Origin of the sequence: Microbacterium sp. NPDC097977, from assembly GCF_040302605.1 — a bacterium.
Taxonomy (GTDB): Bacteria; Actinomycetota; Actinomycetes; order Actinomycetales; family Microbacteriaceae; genus Microbacterium.
Genome location: NZ_JBEOUR010000001.1, coordinates 103807 through 121524 on the forward strand (window position 1 = coordinate 103807; position 17718 = coordinate 121524).

A 17718-nucleotide genomic window follows, 5' to 3' on the forward strand; every position below is an offset into this window, starting at 1 on the left:
CCGAGCGTCGAGCCAGAATGGCAGTGTGATGTCGCTCGCCGATGGCGACCGTCCCTATCCCCACTGCTCGGGGGACAGTCCGAGTGCTCCCCGCGTCGGTGCAGGAGAGGTCCGCCGCCGGCATGCCGCACGCGCGTCCATCCGCGCGCGGTATCGTTGCGACACGATGAGGATGACGCGTCGCACACTGCTGATCGGCGCCGGAGCCGGTGTTCTCGGGGTCCTTCTGGCCTCCTGTACGCCCGAGCCGGCGCCGTCGCCCACGCCCGACCGCTCGCCGACGCCGCAGCCGACCACCGACACGATCACGCCGGCGGCGTTCGCGCGCAGCGCGTGGTCGACCGACGCCTTCGCGCTCGGCGCGGCCAGCTTCACCCCGGTCGGGGTGCTCGCCGGTGCGCGGGACGCTCTGGCCGAACCGATCGACGAGCGCCTGTTCTTCGCCGGCGAGGCGACCGACACGGAGGCCCCGGGTACTGTCGGGGCCGCGATCCGTTCGGGAGAGCGCGCGGCCGCGCAGCTGCTGCGCGCCGCCGATCGAGGGGAGCGCGTGGCGATCATCGGCGCGGGTCTCGCCGGAGCGACGGCGGCCTCGCTGCTCGTGGCCGACGGGCTCGAGGTGACGGTGTTCGAGGCGCGGGATCGCGTCGGCGGACGCATCCAGTCGGTCGTGGACGACGACGCCTGGCCGTTCCCGGCCCAACTCGGGGGCTGGCTGCTCGGCGCATCCGACGCCGCACTGATCGAGACGCTCGACACGCTCGACGTCCGCACCGCCCCGATCGCCGGCTCCTGGTGGAGATCGGGCGAGGGCGATGTCGATGCGCCGTCGGTCGATCCCGTCGAGTCCGCCATCACGGCCGCGCAGCAGGCGCTGACCGACTCCTCGCTCGAAGACGCGCTCGGCGCCGCCGGCGTCGATGTCGAGGAACCGGGGCTCGCCGCGCTCCTCGCCGCGATCGCAGCCTCCTCCGGCTCCGATGCCGACGAGCAGTCGACCTGGTTCCCCCCGGCGCTCCCCGCGGAGGGAGACGTGGCGCCGCTCGGCGACCTGACGCCGGTCTTCGACACCCTGCTCGAGGGCGCCCGGCTGAGCCTGTCGTCGCCCGTCGGACGCGTCGCCTACGACGAGGCGGGCGTCAGCCTCGGCATCGCATCCGGGGAATCCCTGTCGTTCGACCGTGTCCTGCTCACCGTGCCGCTCGGCGTGCTGCAGAGCGACGGCATGCAGTTCGCCCCGGCGCTGCCCTTCGGGCATCGAGGGGCGATCGCCGACCTGGGCATGGGGCGCATCGAGACCGTATGGCTGCGCTTCGACGACCCCCTGGCGACGGCTACGCCTCCCGAGGGGGCCGCAGGCGCGCAGGGCGACGATGCGGATGCGGATGCGGATGCGCCCACCGTCTGGCATGCGGTCGGCGGCGATGCGCTGATCCGCACCTGGGTGAACCTGCAGCCCGCGACCGGGGAGAACGTGCTCGTCGGGATCGTCGGTGGCGATGCGGCGGGCGAGTTCGCCGAGCTCGACGACCAGAAGGCCCTGGAGGCGGCGATCTCCTCGCTCGCTCCCTTCCTCGCCACGACGCCCTGACCCCCTGCACGCTCTGACCTCGCACGGCGGAGCCCTGACCCGCATGCCCTGACCCCGCACCGGGCGGGCCGCGTGCGTCACACCTCGGGGCGTTCGCCGCCGCGCCGGCGCATGCGGCTCACCAGCACGATCACCGTGGCGACCAGGGCGAAGATCGCGAGTGCGATACCGCTGGTGAGCAGGAACTCCGGCGGACCCGACACCTGACGCGGGTCGAGGAAGTAGTACGGGTACCAGCCCACCGAGGGGCCGCGCCACAGGGTCACGCCGCCCCACGCGAGGGGGAACGCGAGCGCCGTCGGAACCACCCACCACGGCACGCCGCGGTGCCCCGGCGTGAGGACCCAGGCGATCGCGGTGCACGCGGGCAGCCAGAAGTGCAGCACCTGATCCGACCAGGGCACGTCGACGCGGATGCCGCGCAGACCCGCCTGCCAGACGATCAGCGCGAACGCGAGTCCTGCGGTGATCGTCCAGGTGAGCACGAGGGCCAGCGACACGGTGAACCACCGCGGATCGGTCGCGCGGATGAAGGCGAGCACCGTCCCGGTCAGCAGGACCACCACGAGCGCGCAGTTGGACTGCACCGTCAGATAGGCGAAGAAGTTCTCGCCGGCGATCGTCCGCGAGCTCAGTCCCCAGAAGAGACGGTGCACTAGCGCGACCGTGCAGACGGCGGCTGTGACCAGGCGCAGCACGCCGAAGAGCGATCGTGCCCTCACCTTCGCCCCTGCCCCTTCCCGGCTGCGCCCATCGTCGTCCGGACGCGAACCGCGCCATCCGGCGAGTCTACGGAAGGTGTCGGGCGGCGAGCGCGTCGCGCGCTGCACACAGGAGAGGGAAAGGTCGGTTTCCTAGCGTGGAGAGAAGGGATCCACCCTGCTCCGCGCCTGGCGCGCGGTGTCCTGCCACGAAGGAACATCTCCTCATGACGAACACCACCGCCCCCTCCGCCGCCGCCTCGCTGGGACTCCTCGTCCTGCGCATCGTGGTCGGCGTCATCTTCGCCGCCCATGGCGCGCAGAAGATCTTCGAGTACACGATTCCCGGCACCATCGGCAGCTTCGAGGGCATGGGCATCCCGTTCCCCGAGATCGCCGCGCCTCTGGTCGCGTTCGTCGAGCTCATCGGCGGCATCCTGCTCGCCCTCGGTCTCTTCACGCGCCCGGTCGGCGTCATCCTCGCGGTCGACATGGTCGTGGCGCTGTTCGCCGTGCACCTGCCGGCGGGGCTCTGGGTCGGTGAGGGCGGATACGAGTTCGTCGCCGTGCTGGGCGCCGCCGCCCTCGCGCTGGCGTTCAGCGGTGCAGGCCGCTTCTCGCTCGACGGCGCGTTCCTGCGCGGGCGCGCCCCGGCCTGGCTCAGCTGATCACGAGCAGGATCACGAACGGGGAGTGCCGGAAGGCGCTCCCCGTTCGTGTGTATGCTGTCGACAGTTAACAGGAGGTCACCGTGACAGAGTCCGTCAAGCGCGGGGAGTCCCTCGGAGTGCAGGTCGCTCAGGTGCTCCGCCAGCGCATCGTCCGCGGGGAGCTCGCACCCGGAGCCCGCATCACCGAGGAGGCGCTGGCCGAGGAGTTCTCGGTGAGCCGCGGTCCGATCCGCGACGCGCTCACGCAGCTGAGCTTCGAGATGCTCGTCGAGGTGCAGCGCCCTCGCGGCGTCTACATCACCGGTCTTTCGCAGGACGACGTCGATCAGCTCTACAGCCTGCGGGGCGCCCTCGAGCAGCTCGCGCTCTCGCGGGCGATGCGGGTCGAGGACGACGAGCGGTGGGCCTCGATGACCGCAGCGGTCGAGCGGATGGGTGCGGCGGCAGACAGCGGCGATCATGCCGCCTTCGTCGCCGCGGACCTGGAGTTCCACTCCCAGATCTACGCGCTCGCCGACCACCCGCGCCTGCAGGGGGCATGGAGCCAGTACCTGCCGACCTTCACCGCGCTCCTCGAGGTGACGATCAATCACGATGACGATCTGCATGAGTCGTCGGACGACCACGTGCGGCTGATGGACGTGATGCGCACCGGCACCCCGAAGCAGGCGGCCGCCGTGCTGACCGCCCACCTCGACGGCGCCAGGGATCGGATGCTGAGCGAGCTCGCCGACCGACCCGCCTGATCACGATCGGGGGCCTCGGCGCCTTCTGGTGTTGACTGTTAACAGTAAACGCTGCTACGGTCTGAGAGTCGACAACAAGGTCGACCCACGTAGAGGAGCAAAGATGCCCCGCATGCGCATCACCCGGGCCGCCGCCGCGATCGCGGCCGTCGCCGCCACCGCCCTCGTCCTGTCGGCCTGCACGAAGGTCGAAGAGGGTGAGGATGCGGCATCCGCCTTTCCCGAGAACGACATCCGCCTGATCATCCAGGCGAACCCCGGCGGCGGCTCCGACCTGTCGTCGCGTGCCCTCGCCACCGAGCTCGAGGGGATCCTCGGCGTCAGCGTCATCCCCGAGAACATGCCGGGCGCGGCAGGCGCCCTCGCCATGGAGTACGTCGGAGCGCAGGACCCCGACGGCTACGTCATCGGATTCGCCCCCGTCGAGATCGCGATGCTCAACACCACCCAGAGCGCCAACGTGCTGCCGGATGACTTCGACCTGCTGGGTCAGATCATGCTGGCTCCCGGCGTCATCACGGTCGGCGCGAACAGCGGCATCGAGTCGTTGGAGGATCTGGTCGACCGGGCGAAGTCCGGGGCCGTCACGGTCGCGAACTCCGGCGCCGGATCGATCTGGGAGGCGGCGACCATCGGCCTCGGCGATGCGACCGACGCGACGTTCTCGCCCGTGCCCTACGACGGTGGCGCGACGGCGGTCGCTGCCGCGGCATCCGGCGAGACCGTCGCTGCGGTGTCGGGACTCGGTGAGGCGCTGGCGCAGGGCGAGGCCGTGCGCATCCTCGGCGTCATGAACGACGAGCGTCACCCCGACGCGGAGGACGTGCCCACCGTCGACGAGGCCATCGGCGAAGACGTCGTCTTCGGCGGCTGGGGCGGCATCTACGCCCCCAAGGGTCTGCCCGACGACGTGAAGAGCGAGCTCGAGTCGGCCGTGAAGCAGGCGGTCGACTCCGACGGCTACCAGACCTTCCAGAAGGATGCCGGCAACCTCGTCGTCTACCGCGACTCCGCGGAGTGGACCACGTTCGTGAACGAGCAGTTCGACCTGTTCAAGGACCTCCTGGGCTGACCGGCCCGGGACCGCGGGGCCGGGCTCATCTCCGGCCCCGCATCACCCACGCCGTACATCGAACCAGGGAAGGAGCATCATGTCGCACGCCGACGTCACGAGCCCGGCCGCACCGGACGAGCACCAGGGCGCACCCGCCTCCCGACCGCTCGAGATCGCCTTCGGGGTCGTCGCCCTCGCGTTCAGCGCCGGGTACCTCTTCCTCTCCACGCAGATCCCGCTGCGCCGTGAGGCCGCACCCGGTCAGATCGATGCCCGCTTCTGGCCGATGGTCATCGCGGTCACCGCCGTGGTCATCGCGCTCGCCGTGCTCGCGGTGGCCCTCACCCGCCCGGCCCCCGGTCGCGAGGATCTCGACCGCATCCAGTCCGGAGGGATGCTCCGCGTCATCGCCACCCTGGCGATCTCCGGCGTCTTCATCGCCGTCTGGTCGCTCGGAACCGTCATCCTGTTCGGCTATCGCATCGAGGTCTTCCCGGTCGCCGCCGCGCTGCTGATGGCCGCGCTCATGCTCCTCTACGGCCACCGCCGCTGGCTGAGCCTCATCATCTACTCCGTCTCCGTCACGGCGTTCGTCTACGTCGTGTTCGGCATGCTCCTGAGGATCCCGCTGTGAACGCGCTCATGGAGGGGCTGAACTCGCTCCTCGACATCTCGATCCTGCTCTACATGCTCGTGGGGCTCCTGCTCGGCTTCATGGTCGGCGCCTTCCCCGGCATCACCGCGACCATGGCCGTCGCCCTCGCCGCAGGGTTCACGATGACCCTCGAGCCCGTCCAGGGACTCGCGGTGCTGCTCACCATCTACGTCGCGGCGAACTTCGGCGACAGGGTGCCCTCGATCCTCATCAACACCCCCGGCACCCCGGCGTCGATCGCCACCACGCTCGACGGCTATCCGATGGCCAAGCAGGGCAGAGCGGGCCTCGCGCTGACGATCTCGGCGATCGTCTCGGCCGTCGGCATCCTCGCCTCGCTCGTGCTCTTCGCCGTCGCCGCGGTGCCGATCGCGAGCTTCGCCCGCGACTACTTCAAATCGCCCGAGCTGTTCGCGCTGGTCGTGTTCGGCATCTCGATCATGATCGGCATCTCGTCGAAGTCGATGCTCAAGGGCATCCTCGCCGGTCTCTTCGGCCTCATGCTCGGCACCGTCGGGACGTATGCGGCCACCGCAGACCAGCGCTTCACGTTCGGGGTGCTCGAACTCGTCGAGGGCGTCAACTTCATCGCCGTGATCATCGGCCTCTTCGGGATCGCCGAGCTCTTCGATCAGCTGCTCACGTACCGCAAGAGCAACGTCCGCCCCATCTCGAGCCTCGGCCGCTGGTGGCCGAACCGCTCGGAGCTGACGCAGAGCGGCCGTGCGACCGCGGTCGGCGGTGCCGTCGGCCTCGGCGTCGGCCTCATCCCCGCCGCGGGTGGCGACATCGCAGGGCTCATCGGCTGGGAGCGCGCGCGCAAGGCCTCGAAGCACCCGGAGATGTTCGGCAAGGGATCCATCGAGGGCGTCGCCGCCTCCGACACGGCCTCCAGCGCCACGCTCGGCGGTTCGCTCACGACCACGATGGCCCTCGGCATCCCCGGCGACTCGGTGATGGCCGTGATGATCGGCTCGATGATCATCTGGGGCATCACGCCCGGTCCGACCCTGTTCACCAACCGCCCCGACCTGGTGGTCTCGATCGTCGGGATCATGCTCGTCGCGACGCTGCTCTCGCTCGCCCTGAGCCTCGTGCGCATGAAGGGCATGGTGAAGCTGCTCGACGTGCCCCAGCCGTACCTGTGGAGCGGCATCCTGATCTTCTGCATCATCGGCACGTATGCCACCTCGAACAGCCTGTCGACCGTCGTCACGATGCTCGTGTTCGGCGTCATCGGGGTGATGCTGAAGCGGATGCAGGTGCCCGCCGGCCCCATCGTGCTCGGCCTGCTGCTCGGCCCGCTGGCCGAGGAGAACCTGGCTCGCACGCTGGCGATCCTGCCGACGCGTCCGTTCTTCGAGGTGGTCAGCCCGATTGCGCTCGTGCTGCTCGCGCTCGCCGTGCTCTCGATCGTGATGCCGGCGATCCGCGCCGCCCGCTCTCCGCGCGGAGAACGGGCCTCGCTCGAGGACTCGATCCTCTCCGCATCGACGGTCGAGCAGATCGAGAAGGCCCACGACGAGCTCGCCGCGGACCCCGACCTGCTCACCTCGACCGTCCGCAACGTCGACACCTCATCCCGTGCGAGCCGCAGGGCGCGCAAGAACTCCAAGGAGACCGAGAAGTGACCCGCTACGACATCGTGACCGCCGTTCCCACGGCGTTCCACCGCGACGGCAGCCTCGACCTGGAAGGCTCGCGTGCGATCTTCCGCTTCGTCGGGCAGTCGGGCAACGAGGGCGCGTTCGTGCTCGGCACCACGGGGGAGTTCCCCGCCGTCGACGTCGCGGAGTTCACCGCGCTCGTGGGGGCGGCCCTCGAGGAGCTCGCCGACAAGATGCGGGTGATCGTGCACGTCGGCCAGCCCAGCACCTTCGAGGCCGTGCGCCTGGTCGAGATCGCCAAGGGCCTCGGCGCGACGGAGTTCGCCGCGCTCACCCCGTACTACCTGAAGTCGACCGAAGACGCGATCTTCGATTACTACCGAGCGGTCTCGGATGCCGTCGGCGACGGGCGCCTCTACGTGTACATCTACCCCGCGCGCAGCGGCAACACCGTCTCGCCCGATCTTCTCGTGCGCCTGGCCGCGCTGCCGAACGTGGTGGGAGCGAAGCTCAGCGAGCTGTCGCTCGACGAGATCGCCGCGTACCGCGCCGTGGTTCCCGCCGACTTCGACCTCTACACCGGTGCCGACCGCGACCTGATCGCTGCGGTGCAGGTGGGTGCGCAGGGCGTCGTCTCGGGTGTCTCGTCGGTCACCCCGAAGCCGTTCCGCGCTCTCGCGGATGCCGGTCGCTCGGGCGATGCCGCGGCGATCGCGTCGGCCCAGGCCGCGGTCGACGACGTCGTGTCTCTGATCGGCGGAGACATGGCCCGCATGAAAGAGGCGTACCGCGTGCTCGACGTGGTCGACACGCACTGCCGCATGGCGATCGCCGAGCCGTCCGACGACGAGCGTGCCGCCGTCGCCCAGGTGGTCGCCGCGAACCGGTAGCGATTCTCACAGCCGGGTCGGGGAGGATGGGGTCATGCCCGCGAACTCGCATGACTCCCGGCCCTGGCTCGACTCGTATGCCGCGGGCGTGCCCGCCGAGATCGACGCGCCGACGCAGACCCTGTCGGAGATGATCTCGGCGAGTGTCGCGACCTACGGCCGGCGGCCGGCCCTGGAGTTCTTCGGGGCGGTCACCACCTATCGCGAGCTCGGAGACCGGATCCTGCGCGCGGCCGAGGGGCTGCGGCGCCTGGGCGTGAGCCGAGGCGACCGGGTCGCGCTGGTGCTGCCGAACTGCCCGCAGCACGTCATCGCGTTCTACGCCGCTCTGCGCCTCGGCGCGGTGGTCGTCGAGCACAACCCGCTCTACACCGCTCGGGAGCTGCGCCACCAGTTCGAGGACCACGGCGCGAAGGTGGCGATCGTCTGGAACAGGACCATCGACACGATCGCCGAGTTCCCGTCGGATCTGCGGGTCGAGCACATCGTCAGCGTCGATCTGACCGAGGCCATGCCCGCCTCGCAGCGCATGCTGCTGCGGCTGCCCGTCCCGAAGGCCCGGGCTGCCCGGGCGAAGCTCACGGCCGCGCCGAAGACACGGCGGGCGCTGCCCTGGAAGAAGCTGGTCGATCACCGCCCGCTCTCCCGCAAGGTTGCGGGCCCGACGCTCGAGGACACGGCGCTGCTGCAGTACACCAGCGGCACGACCGGCATCCCCAAGGGAGCGATCCTCACGCACGCGAACCTGCGGGCGAATGCGATGCAGGGACGCGCGTGGGTGCCGGGCCTGGTCGACGGCGAGGAGACCTTCTACGGGGTGCTGCCGCTGTTCCACGCCTACGGCATGACGCTCTGCCTGACCTTCGCCATGAGCATCGGGGCGAAGCTGGTTCTCTTCCCGACGTTCGACCTCGGGCTGGTCACGAAGGCGGCGCGCACGAGTCCGCCCACGTTCCTGCCCGCCGTACCGCCGATCTACGACCAGCTCGCCCGTGCGGCAGCGCGCGGCACGATCGACCTGTCGACGGTGCGATTCGCGATCTCCGGGGCGATGAGCCTGCCGGTGGCGACGGTGCAGAAGTGGGAGGAAGCGACCGGCGGTCTCCTGGTCGAGGGCTACGGCATGACCGAGAGCTCGCCCGTCGCCCTCGGGAACCCGATCGGTCCGAGCCGGCGCCCCGGCACCGTCGGAGTGCCGTTCCCCAGCACCGAGATCCGCATCGTCGATCCCGCCGACACCGACGTCGACATGCCTGCGGGCGAGCGCGGCGAGCTGCTGCTGCGCGGTCCCCAGGTCTTCCAGGGCTATTGGCGGCGTCCCGGAGACACCGCCGATGTGCTGCTCGCCGACGGCTGGCTGCGCACCGGCGACATCGCCGAGGTCTCGGCCGACGGGTTCGTCACGATCGTCGATCGCCTCAAAGAGCTCATCATCACCGGTGGCTTCAACGTCTCGCCCACCGAGGTCGAGGACGCACTCGAGGCGCACCCCGATGTGGTCGCCGCCGCCGTGGTCGGCCTGCCCCGCGCGAGCGGAGGCGAGGAGGTCGCCGCCGCGGTGGTGCTGCGAGACGGCGCGACACTCGACGCCGGGGCCCTGCGTGACTTCTGCCGCACCAGGCTCACCCCCTACAAGGTGCCCAAGCGCGTGGTCGCGGTCGACGAGCTGCCGCGGTCGCTCATCGGCAAGGTGCTACGTCGCCAGGTGCGCGATCGGATGCTCGACGACTGACCCGGGCGTCCCGACGGCGGGGCCGCCCGCGGACGGATCCCCTCGCGTGGGCTGGTTTTCTGAAATCGATTTCGCTAGGTTCGGGGCACAGCAACGCTGATCGAGGAGGATCATGCACCGTGTCGCACCGACCCCCGTCCCCACCCTTCCGACCGCCCGTCGGCGCCGCCGTCGTCTCGCCGCGGCCTCCGTCGCGGTCGTCCTCGCACTCGCCGGCTGCTCCGGTGCCGGGGGAGGGGAGCAGCCGGTGAGCGTCGACCCCGATCCCGACCGGCCGTTCGTGCTGGAGGGGGTCTCGAACCTCACCGAGATCGCGCAGCTCACCGGTCCCGACGCCATGAACGACACCGCAGCGGTCTCGGTCGCCGGCACCGATCTCGGCTCGATGGTGAACCTCGGCGACCGCACGTTCTTCCTCTTCGGCGACACGTTCGGCGAGCGTGATCCCGAATCGATCGGCGGCCAGGGCGGATTCTGGCGGTCGAACGTCGCGGCCTGGACCACCGACGACGACCCCTCCGACGGCATCGACTTCGAGGGCTGGGTGGAGGACGACATCGGCCTCGCCGCCGCGCTGATCGAGGGCGATCACGACGCGAACGGCGCCGAGGGTGAGGTGACGAAGATCCCCACATACGGGTTCACGATCGGCGAGACGATGTACGTGTCGTACATGTCGGTGCGCTTCTGGGGGGAGCCCGGTGCCTGGGATGCCAACCGTGCCGCGCTCATCGTCTCGCGGGACGGCGGCGAGAGCTGGCAGCCGGTCGAGGGCGTCGAGTGGCCGGGGGACTCGAACTTCGTGCAGGTGGCGACGGCGCGGGTGAGCGAGGGCGGCACGGACTGGATCTACTTCTGGTCCATCCCGTCCGGTCGTTTCGGCAGCGTGCAGCTCATGCGCGTCGAGGCGACGGAGGATGCGGTCGAGGACCAGTCCGCCTACTCGTACTTCGCCGGGACGGAGGGGGAGACGCCGCGGTGGAGCTCTGACATGGCGGACGCTGCGACCGTCGTGGAGGGCACGATCGGAGAGCTCTCGGTGATGTGGTCCACCTATCTCGAGCGGTGGATCATGACGTACTCCGATGCCGGGAACGCGTACATCCGCGAGGGCCTCACGCCCTGGGGGCCGTGGGGTGAACCGCTGGAGCTGGTGTCCGGCAGTGACTACGAGGGGCTGTACTCGCCCTACCTGAATCCGCGGTACGTCACCGAGGACGGGCGTCGGATCCACTTCACCCTCTCCCTGTGGGGGCCGTACAACGTCTTCTGGTTCTCCGCGGATCTGGACCGCGTCGACTGAGAACGGTCGGCGAGATCGCTCGCGAATTCGCTTGCGCATGAAATCGATTTCGCTTACTGTGGCGCATACCCGATCACCGATGATCGTCAGGTTCGGCCGGAGCCCGCCGGTGACAGCCGGACACACAGCAGCGACTCGATGAGGAGTCCGTTCCTGAGGAGGAACCATGAGAATCACCCCACGCACGCGCAGGGCGGCGGTCGCCGCAGTCGGCGCTCTCACCGTCGGAGCGATGCTCGCCGGCTGCGGGTCCGGAACCCCGGGCGAGTCCGCCGGCGGCGACGGCGCAGAGGCCGGCGTCACCACGATCCAGTTCTGGCACCGCAACTTCACGCCGGTCGAGAACGAGTGGTACGAGGGCATCATCAAGAAGTTCAACGACTCCCAGGACGAGATCAAGGTCGTCGGCACCCAGGTGCCCGGTGACGCGTGGGATCAGAAGATGAAGGCCGCGCAGGCGGCGGGCAAGGCCCCCGACATCTACACCCACCCCGGCAGCATCCAGGATGCCGTGAACGCCGGACAGCTGCACGAGCTCGACGGCATCGTCCCCGATGACGCCCTGGCGGAGATCTCGGATGCCGCCAAGCCGGTGTCCGAGATCGACGGCACGTACTACGCCTACCCCCTCCTGCTCGAGCCGCAGGCCGTGCTGTTCTGGAACACGGACATGCTCGACGCCGCCGGCGTCGACGCCGACCAGGGCCCGACCACCTGGGACGAGCTGCTGGACGCCTGCGCCAAGATCCAGCCCACCCTCGGTGACGGCCAGTACTGCATCTCACCGGCACAGGACGCCGCGACCTTCGCCTGGTCGACCGTGGGCCAGCAGTACAACTTCGCGGGGCACACCGCGCTCAACGACGACTGGACCGGGCCGAACATCGACGACGACGGCTACCGCGACATGATGGCGCAGTACAAGACGCTGTGGGACAAGGGCTACATGCCCAAGCAGCCGCTCGCCGACTACGGCGGAGGCAAGGACTTCGGCGAGCAGAAGGTCGCCTTCAAGGTGTCGGGATCGTGGATGCTGTCGGAGATCGGCTCGGACTACCCCGATGTCCTCGACAAGACGGGCATCGGCGCGATGGTGAGCTCCAGCGACGCCGACGGCCGCACGTCGACGACACTCGGCAACTTCAAGTGGGTCATCGATGCGAAGACCAAGAACGCAGAGGCCGCGGGCACGTTCCTCTCCTGGGCCATCGCCGGTGATCCCGAGAACCTCGTGCCGTTCTTCGTCGACACGCAGTTCACCAAGGCGCCGGTGCGCCAGTCCGTGCAGGACGCCGTCGCCGCCGACCCCGCGGCGGCCGACGCCCCCTGGTCGTCGATCATCACCGAGGACATCGCCCCGAACGCGATCCCCGAGCCCACCTACCCGTGGGACGTGTCGCTCGCGGTCGGCACCGCGTTCGAGTCGGTCATGAAGGGGTCCGCGTCGCCGGATGCCGCGATCGACACTGCGGACAAGGCGATCCAGACGGTCATCGACCGCGAGGGTCTCGCCGACAAGGCACCCAGCCAGTAGCCCGTGCCGTTCCGGGGGTCGGCGTGCGCGCCGACCCCCGGAATCACGCAGTGGACGAAGACAGCGAGAGAACGGGTGGAGTGAACGATGGTCAGTGCAGTCTCGACGGAGCGGCGGGCGGTGAGACACCGCGCGGATGCCCGGAAGTACCGTGACACGAAGGTCGCGTACCTCTTCCTCCTGCCGGTGGTCGCCCTTCTCGGCATCTTCGTGGTCTGGCCGGCGATCTACGCCGGATTCCTCTCCTTCCAGAACTGGAGCTTCTACAAGGACCCGGAGTTCGTCGGGTTCCGCAACTTCACCGCCGTTCTGAGCGATCCGCTGTTCTGGGCGTCGGTCGGCCGTGGATTCGCGTTCGTCGCGATGACCGTGCCGCCCATGCTGCTGCTGGCGTTCTTCTTCGCCAGCCTCGTCGTGAGCGTGTCGCGCCGCTTCGCCGGCATCCTCAAGGTCAGCATCTACATCCCGACGATCATCTCCTCGGTCATCACCTCGATCGTCTTCGTGCTGATGTACGACTACTCGGGCGGACTCCTCAACTGGTTCCTCGGGATCTTCGGCATCGACCCCATCGCGTGGATCGGCGACCCGGCCTGGGCGCTGCTCGCGATCGCGATCCCCGCGATCTGGCTGGGCATGGGGCTGACCTCGCTCATCATGGTCGCCGCGATGGTCGACATCCCCACCGAGTACTACGAGGCGGCGGCGATGGAGGGGGCGAACTGGTGGCAGAAGACGGCGTACATCACGCTGCCGCAGATGAAGAACATCATCCTGTACCTGCTGATCACCGGGTTCGTCGCCGCGATCCAGCAGTTCGAGCTGCCGCTCGTGATGACCGGTGGCGGTCCGCTGGACTCGACGACGCTGCCGAACCTGTTCATCTTCAACCACTTCCGCAACGACATCAACGTCGGCTACTCGATCGCCGCCGCGCTGGTCATGTTCGTCGTGCTCGGCACGGTGTCGGCGATCGTCTTCAAGTTCGTCAACTCCGAGAGGCTGGTGGACTGATGGTCACCATCGCGCCGCAGGACACCACGCGCGCCATCGTGCTCGCCGGCACCGAGCCGTCGCGTCGATCGCACCTGCCCAAGACCCCGGGCTCGTGGATCACCGTCATCGCCAAGCTCCTCGCCGGGGGCGTGTTCCTCGTGGCGGCGCTGTTCCCGCTCGCCTGGATGGTCATCGCCGGGTTCAAGTCGAAGACGGAGGTCATCCAGACCCCGTTCCAGTTCTTCCCCGAGGTGTGGCGGTGGGAGAACTACGCGCAGATCCTCGCCGACCCCACCTTCACCCGCACGATGCTGTGGACCTTCGGCGGAGCGGTGCTCTTCACCTTCCTGAGCCTGACGATCAACTCCCTCGCGGCCTACGCGTTCGCCCGGCTCGACTTCCGGTTCCAGCGGACGATCTGGGTCATCGTGATCACGACGATGTTCATCCCCGGCATGACGATCCTGCTGACGAGCTTCATCGTCGTCACCCGGCTGTCGATGCTCGACACGCTGGCCGTGCTCGTGCTGCCCGGGGCGGCGAGCGCCGGCACGGTGTTCTTCATCCGGCAGTTCTACCTGAACATCCCGGCCAGCCTCGAGGAGGCGGCGATGCTCGACGGATGCGGTCGCTTCGCCATCTTCGTGCGCATCTTCCTGCCGCTGTCGAAGCCGCCGTTCGTGGTCATGGGCATCACCTCTTTCCTCGCGTACTGGAACTCCTACGTCTGGCCGATCCTGACGATCACGACCCCCGAGCGCTTCGTGGTGCAGCAGTTCCTCGCGACGTTCCGCTCGGAGCGCACCAGCGAGCTCGGGCTGCTCATGGCGGGCTCGGTGCTCGCCGCCGCGCCCGTGATGATCCTGTTCCTCGTCTTCCAGCGCCAGATCATCGGCAACATCAAGATGGCCGGGCTCAAGTAGGCCGGCCGACAGAGAGCGACACCCACACGGAAAGAGGTCGACGATGACCGAACAGCACACACCTCCACTCATCACCCGCCGCGGCATGCTGCAGGGCGCGCTCGCGCTCGGCGCCGGGATGCTGGCCGCACCCGCCGTCGGCATCGGCGCCGCCGCACCGGCATCCGCCGCAGGCCCGCTCACGGTGTCGCGGATCACCGTGCTCGCCGGCACGCAGAGTCCCGCGCAGTACGGAATAGGGGCGACCGACCTCGGCATCCCCGCCCGCACTCCCGATGGGCGGATGCTGTTCATGTTCGGCGACACCTGGGCGGACGCAGTGGGAGGTGCGAACTGGCGCTCGCCGGTCGCGCTGTACTCGTCGTCGACGAACCTCGAGGCCGGGGTGACGTTCAACGGCGCCGCCGGGGCGGGCGCGAACACCCAGGGCACCGCTCCCCAGCTCTGGTACTACCCGCACGATGCGTACTTCACCACGGTGATCCCCTCGGACGTGATCACGATCGGATCGCGCATGTACCTGCACGCGATCGTGAACGGGCCGCAGTTCGGGGCCGTCCGCTGGACGGAACTGTGGAAGTCGGACGACAACGGTGCCACCTGGCAGCACACCGGGCTGCAGTTCCCGGCGGACATGGCGGGTGGGAAGTTCCAGTGCATCACCTGGGGTCTGGGCAGCGACGGCTACGTGTACATCTACGGCACCGGGTTCCAGCGCGACAAGGGCATCGTGCTCTACCGGGTGCCGTCGAACAGCATGACGACTCTCTCGGCGTACCAGCCCTGGGGTTTCGCGAACGGCTCGTGGGGATGGGGCAAGCCGGTCACGGAGGTGCTCTCCGGCGGGTTCGGCGAGATGTGCCTGCGACCGCTCGGCGGCAAGTGGATCCTCACATGGTTCAACGCGCCGGCGTACCGGATCGACGCGATGGTGCTGAACACCCCGACCGACAACCTGTACACCGCGACCAAGACGACGCTGCTGTACGGCAGCGAGTGGGGGCAGGAGGATGCCTCGCACGTGGCGCAGCTGTACGGCGGGTACATCATCCCCGGGTCGACGCTGTCGGATCTGCACCTCAGCGTCAGTCAGTGGAAGACCGCCGACAACAGCGTGTACCACTCCGAGCAGTTCCGAGTGCAGGGGCTCGTCTAGACACGGCGCTGGCACAGTGCCCGGTGCTGGCCCGGTCAGGCCGATGCGAGTCCGTGTCGGATCCACGCCTCGACGGCCACGGCCACCTCGCGTGGGGTCATCGCATCCGTATCGATGATCTCCGCCTCCCACGCCGGATCGCCGGCCTCGAGGTCGCTCCACCGGGACCATTGCATCGGGGTCTCGCTGGCGACCATGATGACCTCGGGGGCATGCCGGGGGTCGAGAGTGTGCGCCAGGAACCACTCGCCGAAGCGGTTGTGGTGCACGATCGCGTCAGGATGCTCGCCGCGGCGGAGCAGGCGCGCCGTCCGCTCCTCCGGCGAGCAGTGCAGGAGACAGACAGCGATGCCGGTGAGCCGGTCCGCCGACGGTGCGGCGAGGAGTTCGCCCATCGGAACCTGGCCGCACAGCACGGTGTGAACGCCGCGCTTCTCGTGCTCACGGGCATCGGCGACCCAGTGCTCTACCGCACCGTGTCGCCATGCCGTGTCGGCTCCGGCGGGAACACCCAGGGAGTCGAACTCCACGAGCCGGATCGGGACGCCCCAAGCGACGTTCTCGAGATGCGCGAGCACCGTCGACTTTCCGGCAGCGCTCGCGCCCGTCACGGAGAAGAGCATTCGCCGTCCTAGTCCTGCGGGGCGCGCGGCGGGGTGGCGCCGATGTCGGGCACCGGGGCCGTTCCTAGGTGCACCTCCAGGTCGTCGGCCGACGGCGTCTTCGGCCGACGCGCGGTCGGCCGGTCGAGGTAGAACAGCGCCGTCGAGGCGATGTCGTCGCGCAGGGGCAGATAGCGCCATCCGCTGCGCCAGCCGAGAGCCTGGATGTCGACCCTGGGGATGCCGGTCGCGAAGTGGATCGGGTCGAGCAGGTGCCAGCGGTACATGCCGAACCGCTGCTGGCTCACGTACAGCCCGTCGGGCCTGATGACCTGCGGCATGCCGAGGTACGGGGTGGAGAACTCGGTGTAGCCCGTGCCGGGGATGTCGAAGTTCCACGCGCCGCCGAAGTAGTCCTCGGTGCCGGTTCCGGCGATCGTCGGATAGTCGGTGTCGTCGTCGAGGTAGAACTTGATCTCGCCCTCGCCCCACCATCCGTTGGAGTTCACGCCCCAGGCGATGTATGTGCCGACGTACTGGCCCTGCCCCTCGATGCCCTCGAGGATCACGTGCGGGGTGCGGTCCTCGAGCGGGTTGGAACGCCGCCACTGCGCGTGGAAGTACGCGTCGTTCGAGTGGTCGCCGCCGATCTCGTACGTGACCTGGAAGTAGATGCGCACGTCGACCGTCGAGGTGTTCTCGATCGTGAGGCGCGCCCCGTCGCGGAAGGGCATCGGCCAGTACGAGTTGAAGCCGCCGTGCGGGTTCGCGGCGATCGTCTGCGAGTTCACCTGGGCGAACACGCCCCAGCCGTTGCAGAAGAAGTCGCCGTACGGCACCTCGACCGCCGGCTCCTCGGCGCCGTCCCAATAGGCGCGCAGCAGCAGGGTGCGCCAGTTGTCGGTGTGGGTCGTGATCCAGATGTGGGTGATCTTGCCCGCGCCCTCGATGTTCGCGAGGTCGAAGGTCGCGCCCGCCTTGACGTCGACGCTGGGGGAGATCTTCCAGCCGGGCCCGAGGTCGCGGGCGCAGGATGCGCCCGTGCCCTCGGTGGCCCGGCCTCCGCCCCCAGCGGATCCGTCGAAGTTCTCAGGGGAGATGGAGCGGGTCTGGACCTGTCGCAGCGTTGCGAGGGTCGCGAGATCCGAGGCAGCAGAAGTCATGGGCGCCAATGTAATCGATTTCACCCGAGAACTCCAGAGATCGGAGGCGTGCGCGATACTGTTGCTTCACATCCGGTGCAGCCGGACGAAGCAGTGAGGTTCGAATGGCCACGATCTACGACGTCGCGGAACTGGCGAAGGTCTCTCCCGCCACAGTGTCGCGCGTGTTCAACGGGACGAGCGTCTCGGAGGACAAGGTCGCCGCCGTGCGCGACGCGGCCGCGAAGCTGAACTTCACCCCCAACCGCACGGCGCGGACCCTGCGGAGGCAGAGCTCCGAGGTCATCGCCCTCGTGATCCCGGACATCGAGAATCCGTACTTCACCGAGATGGCCCGCGGGGTCGAGGACGTCGCCTCGGAGGCCGGGTACTCGGTCGTGCTGTGCAACTCCGA

17 protein-coding genes are annotated in these 17718 nt (G+C 68.9%); 14 read left to right on the forward strand and 3 right to left on the reverse strand.

Annotated features, from left to right (window positions below):
* The first annotated feature begins 172 nt into the window (after positions 1 to 172).
* Positions 173 to 1591: a flavin monoamine oxidase family protein gene (locus ABTZ43_RS00570; RefSeq protein ID WP_350537499.1), complete on the forward strand. Its 1419-nt coding sequence runs from the start codon at positions 173 to 175 to the stop codon at positions 1589 to 1591.
* A 77-nt stretch (positions 1592 to 1668) separates the two neighbouring features.
* Here ABTZ43_RS00570 and ABTZ43_RS00575 read toward each other — a convergent pair whose 3' ends face one another.
* A complete protein-coding gene (locus ABTZ43_RS00575) occupies positions 1669 to 2313 on the reverse strand; it encodes a Pr6Pr family membrane protein (RefSeq protein WP_235564052.1) in 645 nt (214 codons plus the stop codon).
* Between the two features lie 206 nt (positions 2314 to 2519).
* Between ABTZ43_RS00575 and ABTZ43_RS00580 the strand changes: the two genes are divergently transcribed.
* The 12 genes from ABTZ43_RS00580 (at position 2520) to ABTZ43_RS00635 (ending at position 15559) form a co-directional block, all read left to right on the forward strand.
* Complete coding sequence (locus ABTZ43_RS00580; RefSeq protein WP_056414923.1) at positions 2520 to 2960, forward strand: DoxX family protein; 441 nt, start codon at positions 2520 to 2522, stop codon at positions 2958 to 2960.
* 83 nt (positions 2961 to 3043) lie between these two features.
* Positions 3044 to 3709 (forward strand): GntR family transcriptional regulator, encoded by a 666-nt coding sequence (locus ABTZ43_RS00585; RefSeq protein ID WP_056414926.1) that lies wholly within the window; start codon positions 3044 to 3046, stop codon positions 3707 to 3709.
* Between the two features lie 103 nt (positions 3710 to 3812).
* Positions 3813 to 4781: a tripartite tricarboxylate transporter substrate binding protein gene (locus tag ABTZ43_RS00590; RefSeq protein ID WP_350537500.1), complete on the forward strand. Its 969-nt coding sequence runs from the start codon at positions 3813 to 3815 to the stop codon at positions 4779 to 4781.
* A gap of 79 nt (positions 4782 to 4860) precedes the next feature.
* Positions 4861 to 5397, forward strand: coding sequence for a tripartite tricarboxylate transporter TctB family protein (locus ABTZ43_RS00595; protein WP_350537501.1), 537 nt, complete (start codon positions 4861 to 4863; stop codon positions 5395 to 5397).
* Positions 5394 to 7049 carry a tripartite tricarboxylate transporter permease gene (locus tag ABTZ43_RS00600; protein ID WP_149422090.1) on the forward strand — a complete coding sequence of 552 codons (1656 nt, stop codon included), beginning with the start codon at positions 5394 to 5396 and terminating at the stop codon, positions 7047 to 7049. The genes ABTZ43_RS00595 and ABTZ43_RS00600 overlap by 4 nt, the downstream gene beginning before the upstream one ends.
* Complete coding sequence (locus ABTZ43_RS00605; protein WP_149422091.1) at positions 7046 to 7915, forward strand: dihydrodipicolinate synthase family protein; 870 nt, start codon at positions 7046 to 7048, stop codon at positions 7913 to 7915. Before ABTZ43_RS00600 ends, ABTZ43_RS00605 begins: the two co-directional genes overlap by 4 nt.
* A gap of 34 nt (positions 7916 to 7949) precedes the next feature.
* Complete coding sequence (locus tag ABTZ43_RS00610; protein ID WP_350537502.1) at positions 7950 to 9647, forward strand: long-chain-fatty-acid--CoA ligase; 1698 nt, start codon at positions 7950 to 7952, stop codon at positions 9645 to 9647.
* A 112-nt stretch (positions 9648 to 9759) separates the two neighbouring features.
* Positions 9760 to 10950, forward strand: coding sequence for a glycoside hydrolase family 183 protein (locus tag ABTZ43_RS00615; RefSeq protein ID WP_350537503.1), 1191 nt, complete (start codon positions 9760 to 9762; stop codon positions 10948 to 10950).
* A gap of 166 nt (positions 10951 to 11116) precedes the next feature.
* A complete protein-coding gene (locus ABTZ43_RS00620) occupies positions 11117 to 12484 on the forward strand; it encodes an ABC transporter substrate-binding protein (protein ID WP_045252899.1) in 1368 nt (455 codons plus the stop codon).
* Positions 12485 to 12571: 87 nt separating this feature from the next.
* Positions 12572 to 13498, forward strand: coding sequence for a carbohydrate ABC transporter permease (locus ABTZ43_RS00625; protein WP_045252900.1), 927 nt, complete (start codon positions 12572 to 12574; stop codon positions 13496 to 13498).
* Positions 13498 to 14403 (forward strand): carbohydrate ABC transporter permease, encoded by a 906-nt coding sequence (locus tag ABTZ43_RS00630; RefSeq protein WP_082539290.1) that lies wholly within the window; start codon positions 13498 to 13500, stop codon positions 14401 to 14403. The genes ABTZ43_RS00625 and ABTZ43_RS00630 overlap by 1 nt, the downstream gene beginning before the upstream one ends.
* Before the next feature lie 43 nt (positions 14404 to 14446).
* Positions 14447 to 15559 carry a glycoside hydrolase family 183 protein gene (locus tag ABTZ43_RS00635; RefSeq protein ID WP_350537504.1) on the forward strand — a complete coding sequence of 371 codons (1113 nt, stop codon included), beginning with the start codon at positions 14447 to 14449 and terminating at the stop codon, positions 15557 to 15559.
* Between the two features lie 35 nt (positions 15560 to 15594).
* On the opposite strand, the gene ABTZ43_RS00640 is transcribed toward ABTZ43_RS00635, so the two are convergent.
* On the reverse strand, positions 15595 to 16182 hold the full coding sequence (locus tag ABTZ43_RS00640) for a hypothetical protein (RefSeq protein ID WP_350537505.1): 588 nt from the start codon (positions 16180 to 16182) through the stop codon (positions 15595 to 15597).
* Between the two features lie 8 nt (positions 16183 to 16190).
* Positions 16191 to 17324 (reverse strand): glycoside hydrolase family 172 protein, encoded by a 1134-nt coding sequence (locus tag ABTZ43_RS00645; protein ID WP_350537506.1) that lies wholly within the window; start codon positions 17322 to 17324, stop codon positions 16191 to 16193.
* A gap of 104 nt (positions 17325 to 17428) precedes the next feature.
* Here ABTZ43_RS00645 and ABTZ43_RS00650 point away from each other — a divergent pair.
* Positions 17429 to 17718, forward strand: a 290-nt coding sequence (locus ABTZ43_RS00650) for a LacI family DNA-binding transcriptional regulator (RefSeq protein ID WP_350537507.1), incomplete at its 3' end; no start/stop codon positions are given.